We start from the raw sequence: 18,134 nt of genomic DNA on the forward strand, positions 1-18,134 counted from the left end.
GTTTTTCCAGGGCAACCAGGAGGAGTCAAAACCTCATCGTGTACGCCGCGACCGCGTCCTCGTCCCAGGAGATCCCCAACCCCGGTCCCTTGGCGGTGATCCGGCCCTCGACCGGGCGGTAGGGCTCGCGCAGCAGGGCCCCGGCCAGGTCGAGGTGCTCGATCCAGTCGGCCGTGGGGGTGACCGCCAGGGCATGGGCGCTGGCCTCGGCGAAGAGGTGACTGGAGACGGGCAGCGAGGCCGCCTCGGCCTGTCCGGCGGCGAGCGTCCAGCCGGTGAAACCACCGATCTTCATGAGGTCGAACATGGCGAAATCGCAGGCCGACGCCGCGATGGCGGCCCGGCAGCCGTCGGGGAACCACCAGTTCTCCCCGGTCTGGATCCGGGCGCCGGTGGTGCGGCGCACGTAGGCGTGCCCGGCGAGGTCTTCGGCCCTGACCGGTTCCTCGACCCAGTAGAGATCGAACTCGCGGAGCCGGTCGACGCGGCGCCGGGCCTCCTGCGGGGTGAGCGACTGGTTGTAGTCGACCATGAGCTCTACGCCGGGCCCGATGATCTCGCGGACCCTCCTGACGACGTGGACGTCACGGGCCGGATCGGGGTAGCCGATCTTGATCTTGATACCGGGGAATCCGCTGTCGACGGAGTCTCGGAGGGCGTGTTCCTCCTGGTCGGGGTCCATCATCCCGTAGCTGTCGTAGGCCTTCAGCGCGACCGGCTCCCCGCCGAGCAGCTCGACCACGGGCCTGCCGGTGAGGTGGCCGAGGGCGTCCCAGAGGGCCATCTCGATCCCCGACGTGACCATGCCGACCAGCCCCTGCATGCCGGGGAGCCGGAACCGGGCCTGGAACTCCCGCATCCGGGCGACGGGCGAGACACCCTTGCCGACCAGGTCGATCCGGTCGGCGATCGAGACCAGGGCGGGGAGCAGCGCCGGGTCGTACGCGAAGATGTACGACCGCCCGGTCACCCCACTCGCGGTGACCACGTCGAAGAGCACCAGCGGAGCCGCCGTCGCCGACCCTGACGCGGTGCGCAGGGGCCGCGCCATCGGTACGACGACCGGACGTGCCCTGACCAGCGAGATCGTCTCAACGTCCATAGGTTCGATGCTCGTCGAGCACCGCCGATTCGGTCAAAGAGGGCACCGCCTCGGGCCTGCCCGGCAGCAGGAACCCGGCGGCGAAGACCACCACCGACGCGGCCACCGGCCACCAGAAGGCGTCGCCGAACGAGCCGGTGGTGGGCACGGCGTGCGCGCCGCCGCCCTGGAGGATCAGCGCGACCACGGCGATGCCGAGCGAGGCGCCGATCTGGTTGAGGATGAACACCGCGCCGGTGGCCCCGGCCACAGCGTCGCCCGGCACCGTGCGGTAGACCGACCCCATCGTCGGCGCGCCGACCAGGCCGAGGCCGAACCCGGCGGCGAACTGCGCGCCGGTGAGGAGCAGCTGCGACGTGCCCGCGTCCGAGCCGGTGAACACCAGCGCGCCGAACCCGATGAGCAGCGCCCCGACCGGCACCAGTCGTTTGGCGCCCAGCCTGTCGGCCAGGTTGCCCGCGACCGGCATGCCGATGAGCGTGCCCAGCCCGAGCGGGGCCAGCAGCAGGCCCGAGGCCAGCACCGACTCGCCGCGGACCTCCTGGTAGTAGAGCGGCAGCAGGAACAGCAGCGAGAACAGGCCGCCGCCGATGAGGAACATGGTGGTGACGCCGGCGCTGAACCCCCTGCTGCGGAACAGCCGCAGGTCGAGCAGCGGCGTGGCGGTGGTGCGCAGCGCGTGGGTGACGTACGCCGCGAACAGCGCCAGCCCGACCGCCAGCCCGACCAGCACCGAGGGGCTGCCGAAGCCCTCCGCGCCGGCCCGTGACAGGGCGAAGACCAGGGCGGCGAAGCCGGGCGACAGCGTGAAGACGCCCACCCAGTCGAGCGGCGCGGCGCCGCCGGGCGGGTCGGCCGGCAGCACGACGACGGCCAGCACGATCGCGGCCAGCGCGAACGGGAGGTTCACCAGGAACATCCACTGCCAGGAGAGGTTCTCCAGGATCAGGCCGCCGACGATCGGGCCGACGACCGGGCCCAGCGTGATCGGGACGGAGACGAGCCCCATCACCCGGGCGGTGCGGGCCGGACCGGCCGCGCCCGCGACGACGGTCATCATGATCGGGTCGACCATGCCGCCGCCGAGGCCCTGCAGGATGCGGAACGCGATGAGGCTCTCGGCGTTCCAGGCGAAGGCCGCGAGCGTCGACCCGGCCAGGAACACGGTCAGGCCGAGCAGCCACATGCGCTTGGCGCCGAAGCGCGTCGTCGCCCATCCGGCCAGCGGGATGGCGAGCGCGACCGCGAGCAGGTAGCCGGTGGTCACCCACTCGATCGTGGACAGGGTGGCCTCGAACTCGGCGGTCAGCGTGCCGATGCCGACGTTGACGATCGTCGCGTCGAGGTAGGACATCATGCCGCCGAGCACCATCACGCCGATCAGCGTGAGCAGCGACCGGTCGAGCCGGACCGAGCCTGACATGGCCACTCCTTTGAACCAAGGCGTCAGTTGAATTGAACTGGTCAGTTCAATTGCCTGCCTGGGACGGTAGCATGGCCGGATGAGCGTTGGCGACACCGAGAACCTGACCTCCGACCGAGGGCGGCTGGACAAGCGCCGGGCCATCGTGGAGGCCGCTCTGCGGGTGTTCGCCCAGGTCGGCTACGCGCAGGCGAGCCTCGACGTGATCGCGGCCGAGGCGGGGGTGGCGAAGCCGACCATCTACAACCACCTCGGCTCCAAGGAGAACCTGTTCCGCCACGTCATGACCGAGACCGCGGCGCGGGCCAACGGCAAGACCCTGGAGGTGCTCGAGTCGTTCCCCGACGAGGCCGGCCACCTGCGGGCCGGCCTCGAAGACGTCGCCGCGAAACTGGTGGCCTGCTACATCGACGAGCAGTCACAGGCGGTGCGGCGGCTGCTCTACGCCGAGGCGCTGCGCTTCCCAGACCTGTTCGACCAGGTCAGGGCCAGCGGCCCCGACCAGTTCATCGAGGCGTTGGCCGGGCGGCTGGCCCGCCTGGCCAACGCCGGCCACCTGCGCATCGACGACCCCGTCAGGGCGGCCAACCAGTTCATCGCGCTGGTCTACGAAGAGCTCCCGACGCCGCTCGACTCCGGGGAGGCCGAGAAGGTCGCGGTCGCGGGGGTCGACACCTTCCTGCGGGCGTTCGGGGCGTGATCGGTCACTCGTCCCAGTCGGCCTGGTGGGGCTCGACCACGAGGCGGGTCACGCCGTCGTCGGGGTGGTCGATCGGCCCGGCCGGGCGGAACGCGTCGAAGTCGGTCGTCTCGCGGAAGGCGGGAATGCGGTAGAGGTCGCGGGCGTAGCGCCAGAGGTTCGGATGGTCGCTCAGCCCGCGCTCGCTGATGCCGTTGCGGGGGTTGGTCGCCAGGTCGAAGCGGACCAGCGCCACGAAGAGCTGCACGTCGGAGGCGGTGACGTCGTCGCCGAACAGGTAACGGCGGTCGGCCAGCCGGGTGTCGAGACGGTCGAGCGTGGCGACCACGGCGGCCCGCCGCTCGTCGTACTCCTCCTGGGTCGCGGCCCGGCCCACCCCGTGGGCGGCGAGGCTGAAGTCGCGGGCGATCTCCTCGTCGAGGGCGATGATCTCGGCGCGGGACGCCTCGGGGTAGAGGTCGAGCCCGGCGCCGGAGAACTGGGTGCCGAGGTCGATGGGGATCTCGGGGTAGTCGTTGCTGACGACCTTCCCGGTCTGCCGGTCCCACAGTGTGGGCACCGAGATGTGGCCCGGGTAGCCGGGTTCGGTCGCCTCGTAGGCCTCCGCGAGGAAGCTGAACCCGTTGACCGGGTCGGGCCCCCGGTTCTCGCGGAACGCCCAGCCCCGCGAGTCGCGCGCGTCGTCGACATAGGACAGCGACACCACGTCCTGCAGCCCGGCCAGGTCACGGATGATCGCGACGCGCTGGGCCCACGGGCAGATGTAGGCGAGGTAGAGGTGGTAGCGGCCGGGCTCGGCGGGGAAACCGCTGGAGCCGTCGGCGGTGATCCGGTTCTGGAACGGATAGACGGGCCGGTCGGTCACGCGGTCGAGGCGGCCGGGACCGTAGGGGCCGAAGGTGGCGACGTCGACGGGACCGGCGTAGGAGGGCGAGTACGTGGTCATGGAATCCCCTCGGGACGACTATGTCCATAAAACCTACCAAATTTATAGGCTTTAGGCGTGGGCGGGCAGCAGCGTCAGGTCGCCCAGCAGCCAGTCGGCCAGCTCGTCGCGCTCCACGATGATCAGCGGCTGCCGGGCCGCCGCCGCCTCGGCCTTCGCCTGCCGGGTCAGCGTGCCCGAGGTGACCAGGATGCCGGTGTGCCCGTCGAAGGCGTTGGCCAGCGCCCCCAGGAAGTTGCGCACCTCGGGCGCCCCGACGGTGCCCCGGTAGCGCTTGCACTGGACGGCGTAATGGCCGTGCCCGAAGGCGGTCGCGGTGATGTCGACCCCGCCGTCGCCCGCGCCGCCGCGCTGGGTGACCTGGCGGAACCCGTCGGTGCGCAGCCGTTCGGCGACCAGGCGCTCGAACTCGGGCCCGCTGAGGCGGTCGACCCGCGCCAGTTCGGTGTTCGCGGCCAGGAACCGCCGCCGGTCGGCCTCGATGCTCCGGTGCCGCAGGGAGAGCCCGCCGGCCGTCAGCGCCAGCATCGCGACGGCGATGCCGACGGCCAGCTCGGGATGGGCGCTGACGAACCGCCAGACCGCGATCAGGGTGACGACGCCGACCACGGCGACCAGCACCCAGAGTTCCTCGCCACGGCCTTTCTTCTTCCGCCCGTTTCTCCGCCTCGCCACGGAACCCCCTCAGACAGACGCCATTGAAGGTGAGTGTGAACTCCGGCTCCGACAAAAACTCGCGAGCCGGAAAATCGGCGTACCGAAATAGTCTTTTATGCATTTAAAGGAATCACCGGCACACCGACGAGGGCGCGCCCTCGGTGAGCCGCCCGGTGACCGCCCGCGCCAGCGCCGCCGAGAACGTGCCGTAGTAGGCGTCGCCGACGTCGGTCACCGCACCGGTCACGACCGCCCGCGCGCAGCGCCGGAAGACCTCGCTGAACCTGCTGTAGTGCGGGATCGGCGGCCGCAGCCCGGCGTCGGCGATGGCGGCGCGCACGGTGGTGGCCAGGACGCGGAAGTCGGCGCGGTAGGTCGCGGCGTCGGGGGAGTCGCCCAGGTCGAGGCACCCGTCGGCCACGGTGAAGCCCAGCCCGGCGAAGGTGTCGAGGTCGTACGACTCCGCCAGCACCGGCGCGTAACTTCCGCAGGTGAACAGCTCGGCCTGGGTCCGCGGCGAGGTGAGATGGTCGATCAGCACCCGGGCCGCCGCCGCGCGGGCCGGATCGAGACCGCTGGAGACCGCCAGCACCGACCCGCCGAGCACCCCGCCGGGCACCGGTGCGATCGTGAACGACAAGCGCCCGTCGTCGGTACGGAACCGGTCGGCCGCCGCCAGCGCCCCGAACGACGACGGCCAGTTGCGCATCACCACCGGGCCGGGGGAGAGCCGGAACTCCTCGACGCTGTCGCGCTCCTTGAACCGCGCCGAGGCGCGCATGCCCTCGTTGTCCCGGTAGAGCCGGGCCCACCGGCCGAGCCCCGGCTGGAACGCCCGCCGCAGCGCCGCCGCACCCGGCACCTCATCACCGAAGTTGGCCAGGTTGGCCGGCCCGATGGCCTCCATGAGGTTGACCGAGGCGCCCTCGTAGTCGTCGAGTTGCACGATCACCTTGCCGGCCGCCTTCCCGTCGGTCAGGGGCTCCCGGCTCCACGCCTGCCGCACCAGCTCGGCGGTGTCGCCCCGCGAATAGAGCAGCGGCACGTCGGCGGCGAACGGCACGCCGTACTGACGCCCCTGGTAGGTGCCCGCCTCCACGGTCTTCGGCAGGAACGCACGCCCGCTCGGCGGCGTCACCTCGGCGATCGCCCCGGAGGCGGCGAACTCGGCCAGGTGCGCCACGTCGAGGATGAGCACGTCGAACGGGCAGTCTCCGGCGGAGGCGGCCATCTCGACCCGCTTCTCGTCGGTGACGGGCGAGATCTGGGTGAACGCGGCCCGCCAGCCGTTGTCGCTCCACGCCCCGATGATCCGCGACCGCTGCTGGTCGACGCTCTCGTCCCATCCGGCCGCGACGGTCAGCGTGCCGCCGGACGCGGCGCATCCGGACGACCCGGCGGGCTCCCAGGGCGGCCCGAAGGCCAGCCACCCGAGCAGCGCCCCCACCAGGGCGCCCGCCAGCAACCGGGCCGTGGCTGCCGACATCCGGAGCCGGTTCATCGTGACCTCGCCCAGGTCAGCAGCTTCTCGACGTCGAGTTCGTCGAGCCGCACACAGGTCACCGGAACGTCGTCGGCGCCGGGCGGCGGCAGGGCGTCCGGGCAGGGGGAGGGCCCGACGTTGACGATGGCCAGGCGCGATTCGGTGGCCAGCCCGCTCACCCGCTCCTGTAGGGCGGTCACGGAGCCGCGCGTGGTGTCGGTGATCGCCACGAACACGTCGGCGTCGGCCCGCGCCGCCGCCAGCAGTCCGATGGTGGTGTCGAGGTCGAGGTCCCAGGCGCGGGGTGTCCACTGCTGCACGTACCGGCGGATGTTGTCGGCCTGAAGGGCGGCGGTCTCCAGCGCGTACTCCTGCCGGATCTCGGGCGGCCCGTCGCCACCGGCGGCGAGGCGGCGCGGCACGGTGAGGGAGACCTCGTCGGTCGAGCGCAGCGTGTCGAGGATCCGCTCGACCGCCCCGACCCCGCCCGCCAGATGGGCCCGCATCGACCCCGACCCGTCGAGCAGCAGCGCGATGGCGACACTCCGCTCGGCCTGGACGGCGGCGGCCAGCGCCGTCCGTAAGTCGGCGACCGTCTCCGACGGCGAAGGACCGGCGGGCGCGGGCGGCCCGAAGAATCGGGTCCGCAACCGCTGCTCGACCGTGAACCACCGCGCCAGCGCCCTGACCGCCTCCGCGCGGGCGGCACCCCGGCGATCGGGCCAGGTCAGCAGCACCGCCGGATAGTCGAGCCGGCCCAGCGGTGCGGCCACCGGCAGCTGCTCCCACTGCCCCTGCCCCAGCGCGGCCGGGCACCGGTCGCGCAGCCCGTCCTGATACTGCCGCCGCAGATGCCCCGGTACGACCAGAGCCGAGCGCCGCAGGTCCTCACTGGTGGCCGTGGTGGTCGAGGGGCCGAGCATGGTCCCGTCGCGGAAACGGCACAGCAGCTCCAGCGGATCGGCGTACCGGATGGTGTCGGCCGCCCGCAGCGCGCTCTCGGCCTGGGCCGTCGAACCGAAGACGGCCGACTCGCCGATCATCGGCATGGCCGCGAGCCCGGTGCCCGACAGCAGCGGATCGGCCCGCCGGACCTTCCGCTCCTCCTGCGTGAAGTGCCGCAGCAGCAGGTCCCGCGTCTCCTCCTCCCCGGCGGCCGTGGCCCCGGCGAGGGTGTCCTGCAACCGGCGCCGCTGCGCCTCCGGCACCGCCAGCACCAGGTCGTCGGTGGCCACCGACCCGAGCCGCTGCGCCGTCACCCCCTGCGCCACCCCGGGAACGGTCAGCACCGCGTCCGCCACGGCAGTGCTCTCGGCCACCCACATGTCGGGCCGGGGCCCGAGCAGCCGCACCCCGTCGCCGGTACGCCACCCCGCCGCCATCGCCCCCGCCAGCCGCGACACCGGGGGAGCGCCACGCACCCCCACCCTGACCGGCGGGCACCCCGCCACCGCCAGCCCCGCCTCGTGCTCCCGGGCCAGCACCTCGAAGTCGCGCACGTCCTCGGGCGGCACCATCACGGTCAGTTCGAGCGGCGCCCCGCACGGGTCGTTGCGCAGCGCCAGCCAGCGGTCGAAGGTCAGCCCCAGCGACACGACCCCCATCGCGGTGACCACCACGAGCAGCCAGAGCAGCCCCGGCCACGCCTTCCGCCAGACCCCGACGAACCGGTTGCGCACCCCCGCCCGGCTCATCCCCCATCCGACGGTGAGCCCGACCAGCAGCACGAACGCGCCCGCGGTGGCGACCCGGGCCGCCCACGGGTCGTCGCCGACCAGCTCCTTCAATACCGCGTTGCCGCCCGCGACCAGTGTGCCGAGTGCGGCGACGACCGCCGCGGCGGCCTCCAGTACCCTGACCGCCCGGCCGAGTTTCGTCGGCCGTCCCTCGCCCTCGTCCGGGGGCGTGGACTCGGTCATGGCTCGCGTTCTCCCTCATAAAGTGTGCGATCCGGGTATGTGCCCATCCTGCCCCGTGAGTAGCGTGCGACAAATGGCTGTTCAATGTCGAAAGAAATGAATTCAGCGAATGGCACTGCGCCCCGTTCAGGTGAACATCAAGGCTCTCGACGCCCCGGCCGTCGGCCGTTTCTGGGCTGAGGCGCTCGGCTGGAGCGCCTACACCCCCGGCGTGACCACGTACGCCGGTCCGGCCGGTGGCCTGGTCTGGCCCGACCCGGTCTTCGTCGGCGTGGACGTCGTCCCCGTCAAGGAGCCCAAGACGACGGCGAAGAACCGCGTCCACCTCGACCTCGCCCCCACCTCGATCCCCCGCCTGCTCGCCCTGGGCGCGACCCCCGTCGACATCGGCCAGGGCGAAGTCCCGTGGACGGTCCTCGCCGACCCCGAGGGCAACGAGTTCTGCGTGCGGGAACCCCGTGAGCTCCACCGCGACACCGGCCCGATCGCGGCCGTGGTCGTCGACTGCGCGAACCCGCGCGCGATGGCCCGTTTCTGGGCCGAGGCGCTCGATTGGCCCCTCCACACCCTGACCGACGACCACGCGATGCTGCGCTCCGCCGACGGAGCCGGCCCCTACCTCGACTTCCACCGCACCCCCGGCGCGAAGACCGCGCCCGACCGGGTGCACCTCGACCTGCTGCCCGGTGGCGACAGGGCGGCCGAGGTGGCCATGCTGCGCGTCCTCGGCGCGACCGACCTCGACGTGGGTCAGGGCGACGTGCCCTGGACCTGCCTGATCGACCCGGAGGCCCACGAGTTCTGCGTCTTGTAGGGCGTCACATCATCCGGGATCTCAGCACGTCGACCTCGCAGCCCGGCGCGTCGGGGTCGAAGCCGTTCTCGGCCAGCCACCGGACCACCACCAGGCTCCGCCACGACCACCACGCCCGGATCACGTCGCGGTCGACGTCGGTGCCGTATCCGGCGAGGAGGTCGTCGAGGCGGTCCTCATGTCCGAGCGTCAGGGTGGCGAGGTCGAACAGGGCGTCGCCGGGCGCCCCCTCCGACCAGTCGATCACGCCGGTGACCTCGTCGCCGTCGACGAACACGTGGCCGATCTGCAGGTCGCCGTGGACGAACACCGGCGTCCACGGCCGGAGCGCGCCCTCGGCGATCTCACGGTTCCTGGTGACCAGGTCGGCGGGCAGGACGTCGTTGGCCAGAAGCCACGCGCATTCGCCGTCGAGCCGGGAGGCCAGGTCGTCCAGGCTCTTGCCGGGCCACGGAGGCGGCGGCGCGTCGTGCAACCTCCGGACGGCGGCCCCCGCGGCGGCCCACGCCGCGGGCGAGGCGGCCGACGGCTCGCCGAGCCGCCCGAGCGCCGTGCCGGGAACGGCGGCGAGCGCGAGCACGGGCGGCCTGCGCCACAGGATCTCCGGAGTCGGGATCGGCGCCCTGGCCATCGCCTCGACCTCGATATCGGCCCGCGCCTGATCGCCGTCGATCTTCAGGAACACGTCGCCGACCCGCAGCGTCGCCCGCTCTTGGTGGGCGACCACGACCTCGATCTTCTCCACGCCGCCTATCCTGCTCCCGTGGCCCTGCGTTTCGAGACCCGCGCGTCCGATTCGCCGTGGATCGACACCGTGTGGACCTGCACGAGCGAGCACGTCGCCGAGATGACCTCGGTGGCGACGGCCGGCTGGGGCCTGGTGTTCTGGGAGTTCGAAGGCGTTCCCTACGCAGCCGTCACCGGCCCCGAGACCGGGACCGGCACCGCGCCGGTCCCCGAGGGCGCCAGCTTCGTCGGCATCGAGTTCGCGGTCGGCACCGGCCTGAGCACCGTCCCCACCCCGGCGCTGGTCGACGGCGGCCTGGCACTCCCCGACACCACCCGCACGACCTTCCGCCTCGACGGCCTCCGCTGGGAGACCCCCGGCGCCGACGACGCCGAAGCGCTGGTCGAACGCCTGATCCGCGCCGGAGCGGTGGTCCGCGACCCGCTCGTCACCGAGGTCCGCCGCGGCGGCCGCCCCGAGGTCTCACCCCGCACCGTCGAACGCCGCTTCCGCGACGCGACCGGCCTCACCCAGGGCGCCGTGCGCCAGATCGAACGCGTCCGCACCGCCTCGGCACTGCTGGCCGCTGGCACCCCGGTCGCCGACGTCGTCACCAAGCTCGACTACTTCGACGAACCCCACCTGGCCCGCGCCCTGCGCCGCTACGTCGGCCGCACCTCACGCCAGCTCCGCGAGGGCACCGGCGGCGCGATCGCCCTCGGCCTCGATCAGCCGACGACGTCGTAGACCAGCTTGACGATCCCGTTCGGGTAGGACTCCGACGCCCGCAGCCGCAGCGCCTGCTTCTCCCTGTCGGCGCCGCTGAACAGGCTCTTCCCCGCGCCGAGCAGCACCGGGAACACGAGCAGGTGATAGCGGTCGACCAGCCCGGCGTCCGACAGGCTCCGGGCGAGCTCCGCGCTCCCGTGGACGAAGATCGCCCCGCCCTCGCCCTTCTTGAGCTCGGCGATCTCCTCGACCGACCGCAGGATCGTCGTCGGCCCCCACCCCTCGACGAGGGCGTCCTCGGCGAGGGTCGTCGAGACCACATACTTGGGCAGATCCCGGTACGCGGCGTGATCCTCGGAATCCCGCCAGGTCGGAGCGAACGCCTCATAACTGCGGCGCCCGAACATCAACGCCGTCGTCTCCTCCAGCTCCTCACCCTTGAGCGCGAACGCCTCGGGCAGGAACTCGATGTCCTTGATCACCCAGCCCCCGCTCCGGTGCTCCTCACCCGGCCCGCCACCGGGCGAGTCGACCACGCCGTCGAGCGAGACGAACCCCGTATAGACCAGCTCACGCATGCCGCACTCCTCATCGCTTCGAATACCGAGCCCATGCTAGAAAGCGCCGCCGACAGTCGTCTTGTACGGAAACGTCATCCGTTCGTGAAGCACAGCGGTAGGAGCACGGAACGGGGGAATGACGTCCGGTGAGTTGATCTTCGAGAGGAGCCCCACATGCGGATCGGCGTCGTCTTCCCCCAAACGGAGATCGGCCCCGACGCGGGCGCGGTCCGCGCCTACGGTCAGCGGGTGGAGGAACTGGGCTTCCGCCACGTCATGGCCTACGACCACGTGCTGGGCGCCGATCCGGCCGTCCACCAAGAGTGGTCCGGCCCCTACGACGTGACCACGACCTTCCACGAACCGATGGTCCTGTTCGGCTACCTGGCCGCCCTGACCTCCCTGGAAATGGTCACCGGCATCATCATCCTGCCCCAGCGCCAGACGGCCCTGGTCGCCAAGCAGGCGGCCGAGGTCGACCTCCTGACCGGCGGAAACTTCCGCCTGGGCGTGGGCCTGGGCTGGAACCAGGTCGAATACGAGGCCCTCGGCCAGGACTTCACGAAGAGAGGCCGCCGGATCGACGAACAGGTCCCCCTGCTCCGCCGCCTCTGGACCGAACCCTCGCTCACCTTCACCGGCGAGTTCGACCGGGTCACGGGCGCCGGCCTGGCCCCGCTCCCGGTACAGCGCCCGATCCCGATCTGGTTCGGCGCCCAATCGGCTCCCGCCTACCACCGCGCCGGCCGCCTGGCCGACGGCTGGTTCCCCCAGATGTCCCCCGGCCCCCACCTGACCGAGGCGAAAGCGGCCGTCGACGAGGCCGCGGTGGCGGCGGGCCGCGACCCGTCCACACTCGGCATGGAGGGCCGCCTGTCCTGGCAGGGCGACCCCGACGCGGTGGCGGCACTGGCCGAGCAGTGGCGCGACCACGGCGCGACCCACATCTCCATCAACACGATGAAAGCGGGCCTGCGCACCGTCGACGATCACCTGACCGCCCTGGAGTCCGCCGCTGCGGCCTTGGGCCTGTCGAAGCACTAGGCCTTCGGTTCTCAGGGCCGGGGACGGCGGCCCCGGGCGCCGGCATGTGGACCGTTGCCGATCACCGCTGACGGCCCTGGAGGTCACAAACGCTCGGCCCTCGGGGTTTGAGGGCCGGTGACGGCCCCCCGGCACGTGGACCGTCGCTGTGACTTCCAGGCCATCGAAGCCCGTGAGCCGATCTAGGTCGCGGCGAGTCGGACGGACAGCTTCTCACCTGCGTCAACGCTCTGATGGAGTCGCAGCGAGTCTGCGGGAGTCAGAAGGTGTTGGCTCCCCGAATTGGCTCCTTCACAAGCGGGAGAAGCCTATCCAGCAACCAGATCAAATCGACGACACCGTCGCTGGACGGAGTCAGGTGCCCCGAGGACGCTTTGCGTCTAACGCCGCCCCAACTACCTGCTGTCCACGACACCACTCGGCACGCGTGGACCTCGGCGACGAGGGGCCTCCGAGGTAAGAGAAACATTCCCGAAAGTAAGCCTTACGTAGCCGTCATCGTGCGACGCGATGACGGCCAGCAAAAATGTCAGTGCCGGCATGCATCATCGAGAGATGGACAAAACGACATCCAACGAAGATCGAGCACTTCACCCAAAAACTTTCGTTGAGCTTGCAATGGATCATCAACGCGATTACGCCGCCTACTACGTTGCAACGCACCGCAGAAAGCGCACCATTTCATGGATACTCGCAATAATATTTGCATCCTATGCACTATCAATGGTAATTCATCTTCCGCCGTCCGAGACAAGTCCGGCATGGATTCAGGTCGCTATATTCGCCGTCGCGACAGTTCTACTTCCGCTCAGCCTGGCCGCTAACGCAGCAGAAAAGGCCAAAGAATGGACTGCAAATTTTACACTATGGCTCGCAGCATGGACATTCCCCACTATAAATACGGCATCACTATTGATCGATACACCAACAGGGCCGGCTAGCTTGCATCAAATTTCCGGAGTGCTAGCGAGCATCTCAATGATCGCCGTTCTCGCAATCGGTCTGCGAATTCCAGAAAGCCCCTTCCTGGACTGGGATACCGTATTCGAGGACTATATATCGAATGTCGGTACTGCGACAGGTGGGGCATCGGCAGAAGCGATTCTTGCCGACTACCGCGACGCAGAGTTCATGGCTGCAGCATGGCTGCGAAGGTTTGGGTATCGAGATGCGAAAGCTGTTCCACCTGGTCCTGACGGAGGTGTTGATGCATATGCAAATCGAGCCATTGCCCAGGTGAAATTTTGGCGCGACAAGCGTGTGGGGATTGGTGATGTCCAACGCCTATCAGGAACTGCCAAACCTGGGCAGGCAGCCTATTTTTTTGCCGCTTTCGGCTACACAAAGAAAGCAGAAGAGTGGGCGCGCGACCCCGAAACCAATGTGGCCCTGTTCCTAATTAGATCCGATGGAAGCCTAGTTGCGAAGAACTATCTCGCAAGGCGAGCAATCTGGAAGTCCCGCACTATGCTACCAAGCGCATTTAGAGAACCAGGTTCCTTAAGAAGCAAGATCGTCATTTCTGTCGTCTCCCTGGTCGGCCTGATCTTCTTCACTTCCCTCCTCGCTTATCTAACCATTACGCAAGCCTCATTCGGAGCACTGCTTTTCGCTATCGTCATGTTATTGATTTATATTTACCTATTCTTCGCTACTTTACATCGCGATATAGCTCGGCTCAGATCGGCTATTAGCCGATCGCGCACAGGAGAGGGCTGGCCAAAATGGCGGGAGATCATCCAGGTTGACTTCACAGAATATCCCGATGCCAACCTTCCCCCAGACCAGTTCTATGGTTACGACGATGCAAAACTCCGCGTCTTCTGTATTTTAGCCGACACTGTTTTGATCTTCAGAAGAACTAGTTCGGTCCTTAGAAGACGCATTCGGCCGTAGTATCGCACTCCCGGACAGAGGTGGAACTTACTTCTAGCAGCACTCACTTCATGTCGAGATGGATGCGCACTCGCCCTTCGGCGGTCAACTTCCACTATGGCGCGATCTAAAGAAGCGACCGGAGTCCGTATTGACAAGCCTTAGAACAGCTACCACCGACACTATTTTTCCGACCTTCAGAAACCAGCGAATGTCAGCCTATCTCAAATGCCCATATTTCTGGACCTCACTCCCAGGTGCTTGCCACTCCCCACTACGCACCAGCAGTGCCTTCCGCTGCGCTCGGAGAAGATTTGAGCCCAGGTCATTGGCCGGGGTTTTTATCCGTAGATTCTTCTAACTGCAATTCACGCTTGCGTTGCTCATCCTTCAGCTCTTCCATGTTCTGAGCAAATCGTTTGAGCACTAATGCTTCATCCTCCTCGTCGTACTCGCTAATCCGTAGCTCTACAGCTTTTAGATGTCGCTTCATCGCGTCAGCCGTCTGCTGTTGAGTTGTTCTGCGTTCACGGAATTTGAAGAATCCCGCAGCAGCTGCAGCGACGCTGACGAGCCCACTTGAGATGGCAGTGATGAGGCGCACTACAGGTTGATCACCACCACCTACCGCTATACCTGCCAGGCTCGTAGAGACTACGGAGCCAAGGATCACTATCCACTGCAGGATATTGGCATAACGCTGGTTGCGTCGCGCATGGCGACTCAGCTCATCGATATCACTGGAAGCGATCAGGCGATAAATGCGAAGGGCTGAGATCGGGTTAGCCTCCTCCCTCGCAGCCAAGTGGAGTTGTTCCGTCTCAAGCGTTCGAAGCGTGTGTACATTTTCAGATACTTCAGGACGGAGCTTTATAAGGTATCCAGCAGCAAAAACTGTTGAGATAGCTGCCGCAGCAAACCCTATAAGGGTAAAGGGCGTTCGATAGTTGGTCCAGATCCCAATAAACATAGCGCTGCCAAGGAACGCGGCCGCCACCAGACTTGCGATAAGCCATATCGCTTGAAGGAGTCTCGTGGTTCGAAGATTGCGCAGTGTCGACTGTTGTTGGACGATCTTACGTTCTGATTCACGCCGCTCAGCGTCGAGATCTCCCACTGTATTGTTGCCCGAGCGAGCTGGCACGCCACCACTCATATGCCCCCTCTTTCATTACCTCACGCGCACAGGTCCCTACATCGCTGCACTCACGAGTGCATCGCTATAGAACCTTGGATCGTAACGGGTGCGGTCACATTGTTATCTTCAGCATGAGTTGAGGTGGCTCTGCGCGAGGACATCACCCGAGTTCCTGCGCAAGGTGTGACGTGGCAGGCCGTTCGAAAACGGGCGAAGCGAGGCCCTGCCGGGGAGCGCGAGTGTCGGGGCCCTTCGCCAGGGAGCAAAGCGACCCAGGGTGAAGCGATACGAGGGGCGCGCAAGCGCACCAAGGGGAGCGCGAGGGGCGCAGCCATCTCTTATCGGAGGTTCGGGCGTCGTCCCCTCTTATGGCCAAACACGAATGGCCCGTGATAGTTGCTCGAAGAGCAGCAACCACAAGCCACCAAACGTTAACGAAACGAACATAGCACCACCGAGGCAGCTATGATTTAGGGTTCGAGCGAACTTGGCTGGCTCGCGCGACTCACTGCGACTCCTGCACTCTTCCCCTGCCAGCAACTTGGGCTACGGTCACACAGCCCTCTTTTTTGATCTTGATAGCTTTCGCACTGCGACATCAATGGACCCTTGAACAGGCAAGCAGGCCGGCAACAGAACGGACAGGTCGGCATTTATCGACCGAGTCGGGATCGAAAGGTCCTCTTTCACTCCGCCCGGCATGACCGTTACAGGAGTATCATCACTGATCATGTGGCTGTGGCGTGAATTACGTGGGGCAGAGTTCACGCCACCACTACATTTGATTACAGGGAATCGAGATGGAAGTCAGGGGATCGGCCGTGCAACTGGACCTCAATCGGAAATGGACTCTCGCTGAGCCTATCGGCAAAGGAGGTTTTGGCCAGGTCTATGCCGCCAAGGCAACCTCAGGTCAGAGCGCGGCTGCAAAATTCATCCCCAAGGCATCAGGCGCACAGCGGGAGCTTCTGTTCGTGCAGCTCGACGGCATCAGTAACGTGGTGCCGGTGATCGACAGCGGCGACACACCCGATGCCTGGGTGATCATTATGCCGCGAGCGGAGAAGTCCCTGCGCCAACACCTAGATGAAACTGACGGCCCACTCAGCCTCGCTGAGAGTGTCGCTATTCTGTCGGATATTGCCGAGACGCTCGTCGACCTGGACGGCAAGGTGGTCCATCGCGATCTCAAGCCGGAGAATGTGTTGCTCCTGAATGGGCGGTGGTGTCTGGCGGACTTTGGGATTTCCCGTTATGCCGAGGCAACTACAGCTCTGGACACCCGGAAATACGCTATGTCGCCACCCTACTCCGCCCCTGAACGATGGCGAAACGAACGAGCTACGATCGCAACTGACGTCTATTCATTGGGCATCATCGCCTACGAGTTGGTGTCTGGTGCATGGCCCTTTAACGGTCCAGATATGCACGATTTTCGCGATCAGCACCTTCATGCAGATCCTCGACACTTGACCTCCCATCCGGCATCCCTAAGTGCACTAGTTGAAGAGTGTCTATATAAAGCCGCCGAGGCGCGTCCCCGCCCGAGTAACGTCTTGGCCCGCCTCTCCGGAATTTCAGCGAAAGAACCGGCTGGTGGTCTCGCACGATTGCAAGAGGCATACCGTGCTGAGGTTATGCGCCGTAGCGAATCAGAGCGGCAACTATCGCAGGGTCGCACCGAAAGCGAGCGGCGAAACGCACTTGCCGAAGCAGCCTCCAAGAGCCTGGCGAGAATCTCCGCCACCCTGAAAGAAGCGATTATCCGCGCCGCTCCATCTGCAACTGTTCAGGCTGGACATGGCAACGGATGGTCAATTATTTTGAACCACGCCAATCTCGCAATGTCCTCTATAACTAATACGGAAGCCGCGCCATGGGGAGCGTGGACACCACCCGCTTTCGACGTTATCGCGCACGCGGCCATCGGAATTCGCCTCCCGTCAAATCGCTATGAGTACGATGGACGGAGTCATTCTCTGTGGTATTGCGACGCCCAGAATGAGGGCCAATATCAATGGTCCGAAACAGCATTCATGTATTCGCCGCTCATGGCGAAGCGAGGTCGCCTTGACCCCTTCATGCTGGAGCCCGGAGAAGAGTCGGCAAAAGCACTCTGGAGCGGTATGGCCGAGTGGCAAGCCGCTTGGCCGTTCACGCCTTTGATCGTTGGCGAACTTGACGAATTTATCGACAGATGGGCTAGCTGGTTCGCAGATGCAGCGGAGGGGCGACTAAGCCATCCCAGCCACATGCCAGAGCGAGAGCCTCAGGGAAGTTGGAGACAAAGTAGGCCGAACTGAAACACGCAATCCAGCCCGCGCTGTTGGCGCGGGCTTTGGTTTTAACGCCCCAATACTCTCGGTTCCCTACTCCGTGGTCCGTGACGGCATGTCTTCCGGACGGGCGACGTAGGTTCCCTTCGCCGGCAAAGTGACCACCAGTCCTCGATCGCGAAGGTCCTCGACTGCGCGTCTCGCGGTCCCTAGTGCGACGCCATAGTCTGCGGCGAGATCCCTCTCTCCAGGAAGCCGTGAACCCGGTGTAAGTTCGCCAGCCTCGATCCGTGCAGCAATATGGTCGGCCACCCGCGCGTAGACGTACATGGCGGGCCCGGGTGCGTCAGGATCGTACGGCGGGATGGCACTCATGCTGATCACCCTAGAACACCCCTGAGCTGCATAGACGTGCGTGACGCGACATACCGCTATTTACCGCTCTATATGCCTGTCTATGCTCTGCGGCGGGCGGTGACGAGACCTTGGAAGGTCCGCACTTCCACCTGATCAGGCCCGTCGGCTTCTGGCGTCACCCAAGGTCGGCGGGCCGCCCGGCATGGTGACGCATGACCCCTGACCAGCTCAGAGAGCACTACCCGGAGTGGACGATCTGGGAGCTGGGAGGCATCTGGTACGCGACGAGTGCTTGCCCGGCTCAGTTCTGCGAGTGCCGCCGCACTCTGCACAGCCCCACGCTCGCCCGCCTCGCCCAAGTCCTTGCGGAAGCCCTTCAACCAG

Annotated in this window: 16 protein-coding genes; 6 read left to right on the plus strand and 10 right to left on the minus strand. The window is 66.9% G+C overall.

Annotated features, from left to right (window positions below; genetic code table 11):
• Positions 1–25: 25 nt before the first annotated feature.
• Together ACYQ78_RS29000 and ACYQ78_RS29005 are read right to left on the minus strand one after the other, a co-directional pair.
• Positions 26–1,102, minus strand: a complete 1,077-nt coding sequence (locus tag ACYQ78_RS29000; protein WP_459804114.1) for an enolase C-terminal domain-like protein — start codon at positions 1,100–1,102, stop codon at positions 26–28.
• The gene (locus tag ACYQ78_RS29005) at positions 1,092–2,525 is read right to left on the minus strand and encodes a DHA2 family efflux MFS transporter permease subunit (RefSeq protein ID WP_459804115.1); all 1,434 of its coding nucleotides are present in this window, start codon (positions 2,523–2,525) and stop codon (positions 1,092–1,094) included. Before ACYQ78_RS29005 ends, ACYQ78_RS29000 begins: the two co-directional genes overlap by 11 nt.
• A 79-nt stretch (positions 2,526–2,604) precedes the next feature.
• Between ACYQ78_RS29005 and ACYQ78_RS29010 the strand changes: the two genes are divergently transcribed.
• Positions 2,605–3,225 (plus strand): TetR/AcrR family transcriptional regulator, encoded by a 621-nt coding sequence (locus tag ACYQ78_RS29010; protein WP_459804116.1) that lies wholly within the window; start codon positions 2,605–2,607, stop codon positions 3,223–3,225.
• Between the two features lie 4 nt (positions 3,226–3,229).
• Here the strand turns inward: ACYQ78_RS29010 and ACYQ78_RS29015 are convergent, their stop codons facing one another.
• The 4 genes from ACYQ78_RS29015 to ACYQ78_RS29030 all read right to left on the minus strand — a co-directional run bounded on the left by ACYQ78_RS29015 (position 3,230) and on the right by ACYQ78_RS29030 (position 8,230).
• Positions 3,230–4,171 carry a glutathione S-transferase C-terminal domain-containing protein gene (locus tag ACYQ78_RS29015; RefSeq protein ID WP_459804117.1) on the minus strand — a complete coding sequence of 314 codons (942 nt, stop codon included), beginning with the start codon at positions 4,169–4,171 and terminating at the stop codon, positions 3,230–3,232.
• A gap of 51 nt (positions 4,172–4,222) precedes the next feature.
• Positions 4,223–4,846 carry a restriction endonuclease gene (locus ACYQ78_RS29020; protein WP_459804118.1) on the minus strand — a complete coding sequence of 208 codons (624 nt, stop codon included), beginning with the start codon at positions 4,844–4,846 and terminating at the stop codon, positions 4,223–4,225.
• A gap of 112 nt (positions 4,847–4,958) precedes the next feature.
• Positions 4,959–6,329, minus strand: a complete 1,371-nt coding sequence (locus ACYQ78_RS29025) for an extracellular solute-binding protein (RefSeq protein ID WP_459804119.1) — start codon at positions 6,327–6,329, stop codon at positions 4,959–4,961.
• Positions 6,326–8,230, minus strand: coding sequence for a vWA domain-containing protein (locus ACYQ78_RS29030; RefSeq protein ID WP_459804120.1), 1,905 nt, complete (start codon positions 8,228–8,230; stop codon positions 6,326–6,328). The genes ACYQ78_RS29025 and ACYQ78_RS29030 overlap by 4 nt, the downstream gene beginning before the upstream one ends.
• Positions 8,231–8,339: 109 nt before the next feature.
• On the opposite strand from ACYQ78_RS29030, the gene ACYQ78_RS29035 reads away from it, so the two are divergent.
• Entirely contained in the window at positions 8,340–9,044 is a 705-nt protein-coding gene (locus ACYQ78_RS29035) for a VOC family protein (RefSeq protein WP_459804121.1), read from the plus strand.
• A gap of 4 nt (positions 9,045–9,048) precedes the next feature.
• Here the strand turns inward: ACYQ78_RS29035 and ACYQ78_RS29040 are convergent, their stop codons facing one another.
• Complete coding sequence (locus ACYQ78_RS29040) at positions 9,049–9,789, minus strand: phosphotransferase family protein (RefSeq protein WP_459804122.1); 741 nt, start codon at positions 9,787–9,789, stop codon at positions 9,049–9,051.
• Positions 9,790–9,807: 18 nt separating this feature from the next.
• Between ACYQ78_RS29040 and ACYQ78_RS29045 the strand changes: the two genes are divergently transcribed.
• Positions 9,808–10,518, plus strand: a complete 711-nt coding sequence (locus ACYQ78_RS29045; protein ID WP_459804123.1) for a helix-turn-helix domain-containing protein — start codon at positions 9,808–9,810, stop codon at positions 10,516–10,518.
• On the opposite strand, the gene ACYQ78_RS29050 is transcribed toward ACYQ78_RS29045, so the two are convergent.
• The gene (locus tag ACYQ78_RS29050; RefSeq protein ID WP_459804124.1) at positions 10,500–11,078 is read right to left on the minus strand and encodes a dihydrofolate reductase family protein; all 579 of its coding nucleotides are present in this window, start codon (positions 11,076–11,078) and stop codon (positions 10,500–10,502) included. The genes ACYQ78_RS29045 and ACYQ78_RS29050 overlap by 19 nt on opposite strands.
• Before the next feature lie 156 nt (positions 11,079–11,234).
• Between ACYQ78_RS29050 and ACYQ78_RS29055 the strand changes: the two genes are divergently transcribed.
• Both ACYQ78_RS29055 and ACYQ78_RS29060 read left to right on the plus strand, forming a co-directional pair.
• The gene (locus ACYQ78_RS29055) at positions 11,235–12,104 is read left to right on the plus strand and encodes an LLM class F420-dependent oxidoreductase (protein WP_459804125.1); all 870 of its coding nucleotides are present in this window, start codon (positions 11,235–11,237) and stop codon (positions 12,102–12,104) included.
• Between the two features lie 555 nt (positions 12,105–12,659).
• Positions 12,660–14,000 carry a restriction endonuclease gene (locus ACYQ78_RS29060; protein ID WP_459804126.1) on the plus strand — a complete coding sequence of 447 codons (1,341 nt, stop codon included), beginning with the start codon at positions 12,660–12,662 and terminating at the stop codon, positions 13,998–14,000.
• A gap of 304 nt (positions 14,001–14,304) precedes the next feature.
• On the opposite strand, the gene ACYQ78_RS29065 is transcribed toward ACYQ78_RS29060, so the two are convergent.
• Positions 14,305–15,135, minus strand: a complete 831-nt coding sequence (locus tag ACYQ78_RS29065) for a DUF4231 domain-containing protein (RefSeq protein ID WP_459804127.1) — start codon at positions 15,133–15,135, stop codon at positions 14,305–14,307.
• 803 nt (positions 15,136–15,938) lie between these two features.
• Here ACYQ78_RS29065 and ACYQ78_RS29070 point away from each other — a divergent pair.
• Positions 15,939–17,420 (plus strand): serine/threonine-protein kinase, encoded by a 1,482-nt coding sequence (locus ACYQ78_RS29070; protein ID WP_459804128.1) that lies wholly within the window; start codon positions 15,939–15,941, stop codon positions 17,418–17,420.
• 66 nt (positions 17,421–17,486) lie between these two features.
• Here the strand turns inward: ACYQ78_RS29070 and ACYQ78_RS29075 are convergent, their stop codons facing one another.
• Positions 17,487–17,768: a winged helix-turn-helix domain-containing protein gene (locus ACYQ78_RS29075; protein WP_459804129.1), complete on the minus strand. Its 282-nt coding sequence runs from the start codon at positions 17,766–17,768 to the stop codon at positions 17,487–17,489.
• Between the last annotated feature and the right edge of the window lie 366 nt (positions 17,769–18,134).

This window comes from Herbidospora sp. RD11066 (assembly GCF_054661255.1).

What these genes read in the sequence shown, in the direction of transcription:
- ACYQ78_RS29000 (WP_459804114.1), bottom strand. Translation starts at nt 1,102, where the DNA reads ATGGACGTTGAGACGATCTCGCTGGTCAGGGCACGTCCGGTCGTCGTA.
- ACYQ78_RS29005 (WP_459804115.1), bottom strand. Translation starts at nt 2,525, where the DNA reads ATGTCAGGCTCGGTCCGGCTCGACCGGTCGCTGCTCACGCTGATCGGC.
- ACYQ78_RS29010 (WP_459804116.1), top strand. Translation starts at nt 2,605, where the DNA reads ATGAGCGTTGGCGACACCGAGAACCTGACCTCCGACCGAGGGCGGCTG.
- ACYQ78_RS29015 (WP_459804117.1), bottom strand. Translation starts at nt 4,171, where the DNA reads ATGACCACGTACTCGCCCTCCTACGCCGGTCCCGTCGACGTCGCCACC.
- ACYQ78_RS29025 (WP_459804119.1), bottom strand. Translation starts at nt 6,329, where the DNA reads ATGAACCGGCTCCGGATGTCGGCAGCCACGGCCCGGTTGCTGGCGGGC.
- ACYQ78_RS29030 (WP_459804120.1), bottom strand. Translation starts at nt 8,230, where the DNA reads ATGACCGAGTCCACGCCCCCGGACGAGGGCGAGGGACGGCCGACGAAA.
- ACYQ78_RS29035 (WP_459804121.1), top strand. Translation starts at nt 8,340, where the DNA reads ATGGCACTGCGCCCCGTTCAGGTGAACATCAAGGCTCTCGACGCCCCG.
- ACYQ78_RS29050 (WP_459804124.1), bottom strand. Translation starts at nt 11,078, where the DNA reads ATGCGTGAGCTGGTCTATACGGGGTTCGTCTCGCTCGACGGCGTGGTC.
- ACYQ78_RS29055 (WP_459804125.1), top strand. Translation starts at nt 11,235, where the DNA reads ATGCGGATCGGCGTCGTCTTCCCCCAAACGGAGATCGGCCCCGACGCG.
- ACYQ78_RS29060 (WP_459804126.1), top strand. Translation starts at nt 12,660, where the DNA reads ATGGACAAAACGACATCCAACGAAGATCGAGCACTTCACCCAAAAACT.
- ACYQ78_RS29065 (WP_459804127.1), bottom strand. Translation starts at nt 15,135, where the DNA reads ATGAGTGGTGGCGTGCCAGCTCGCTCGGGCAACAATACAGTGGGAGAT.
- ACYQ78_RS29075 (WP_459804129.1), bottom strand. Translation starts at nt 17,768, where the DNA reads ATGAGTGCCATCCCGCCGTACGATCCTGACGCACCCGGGCCCGCCATG.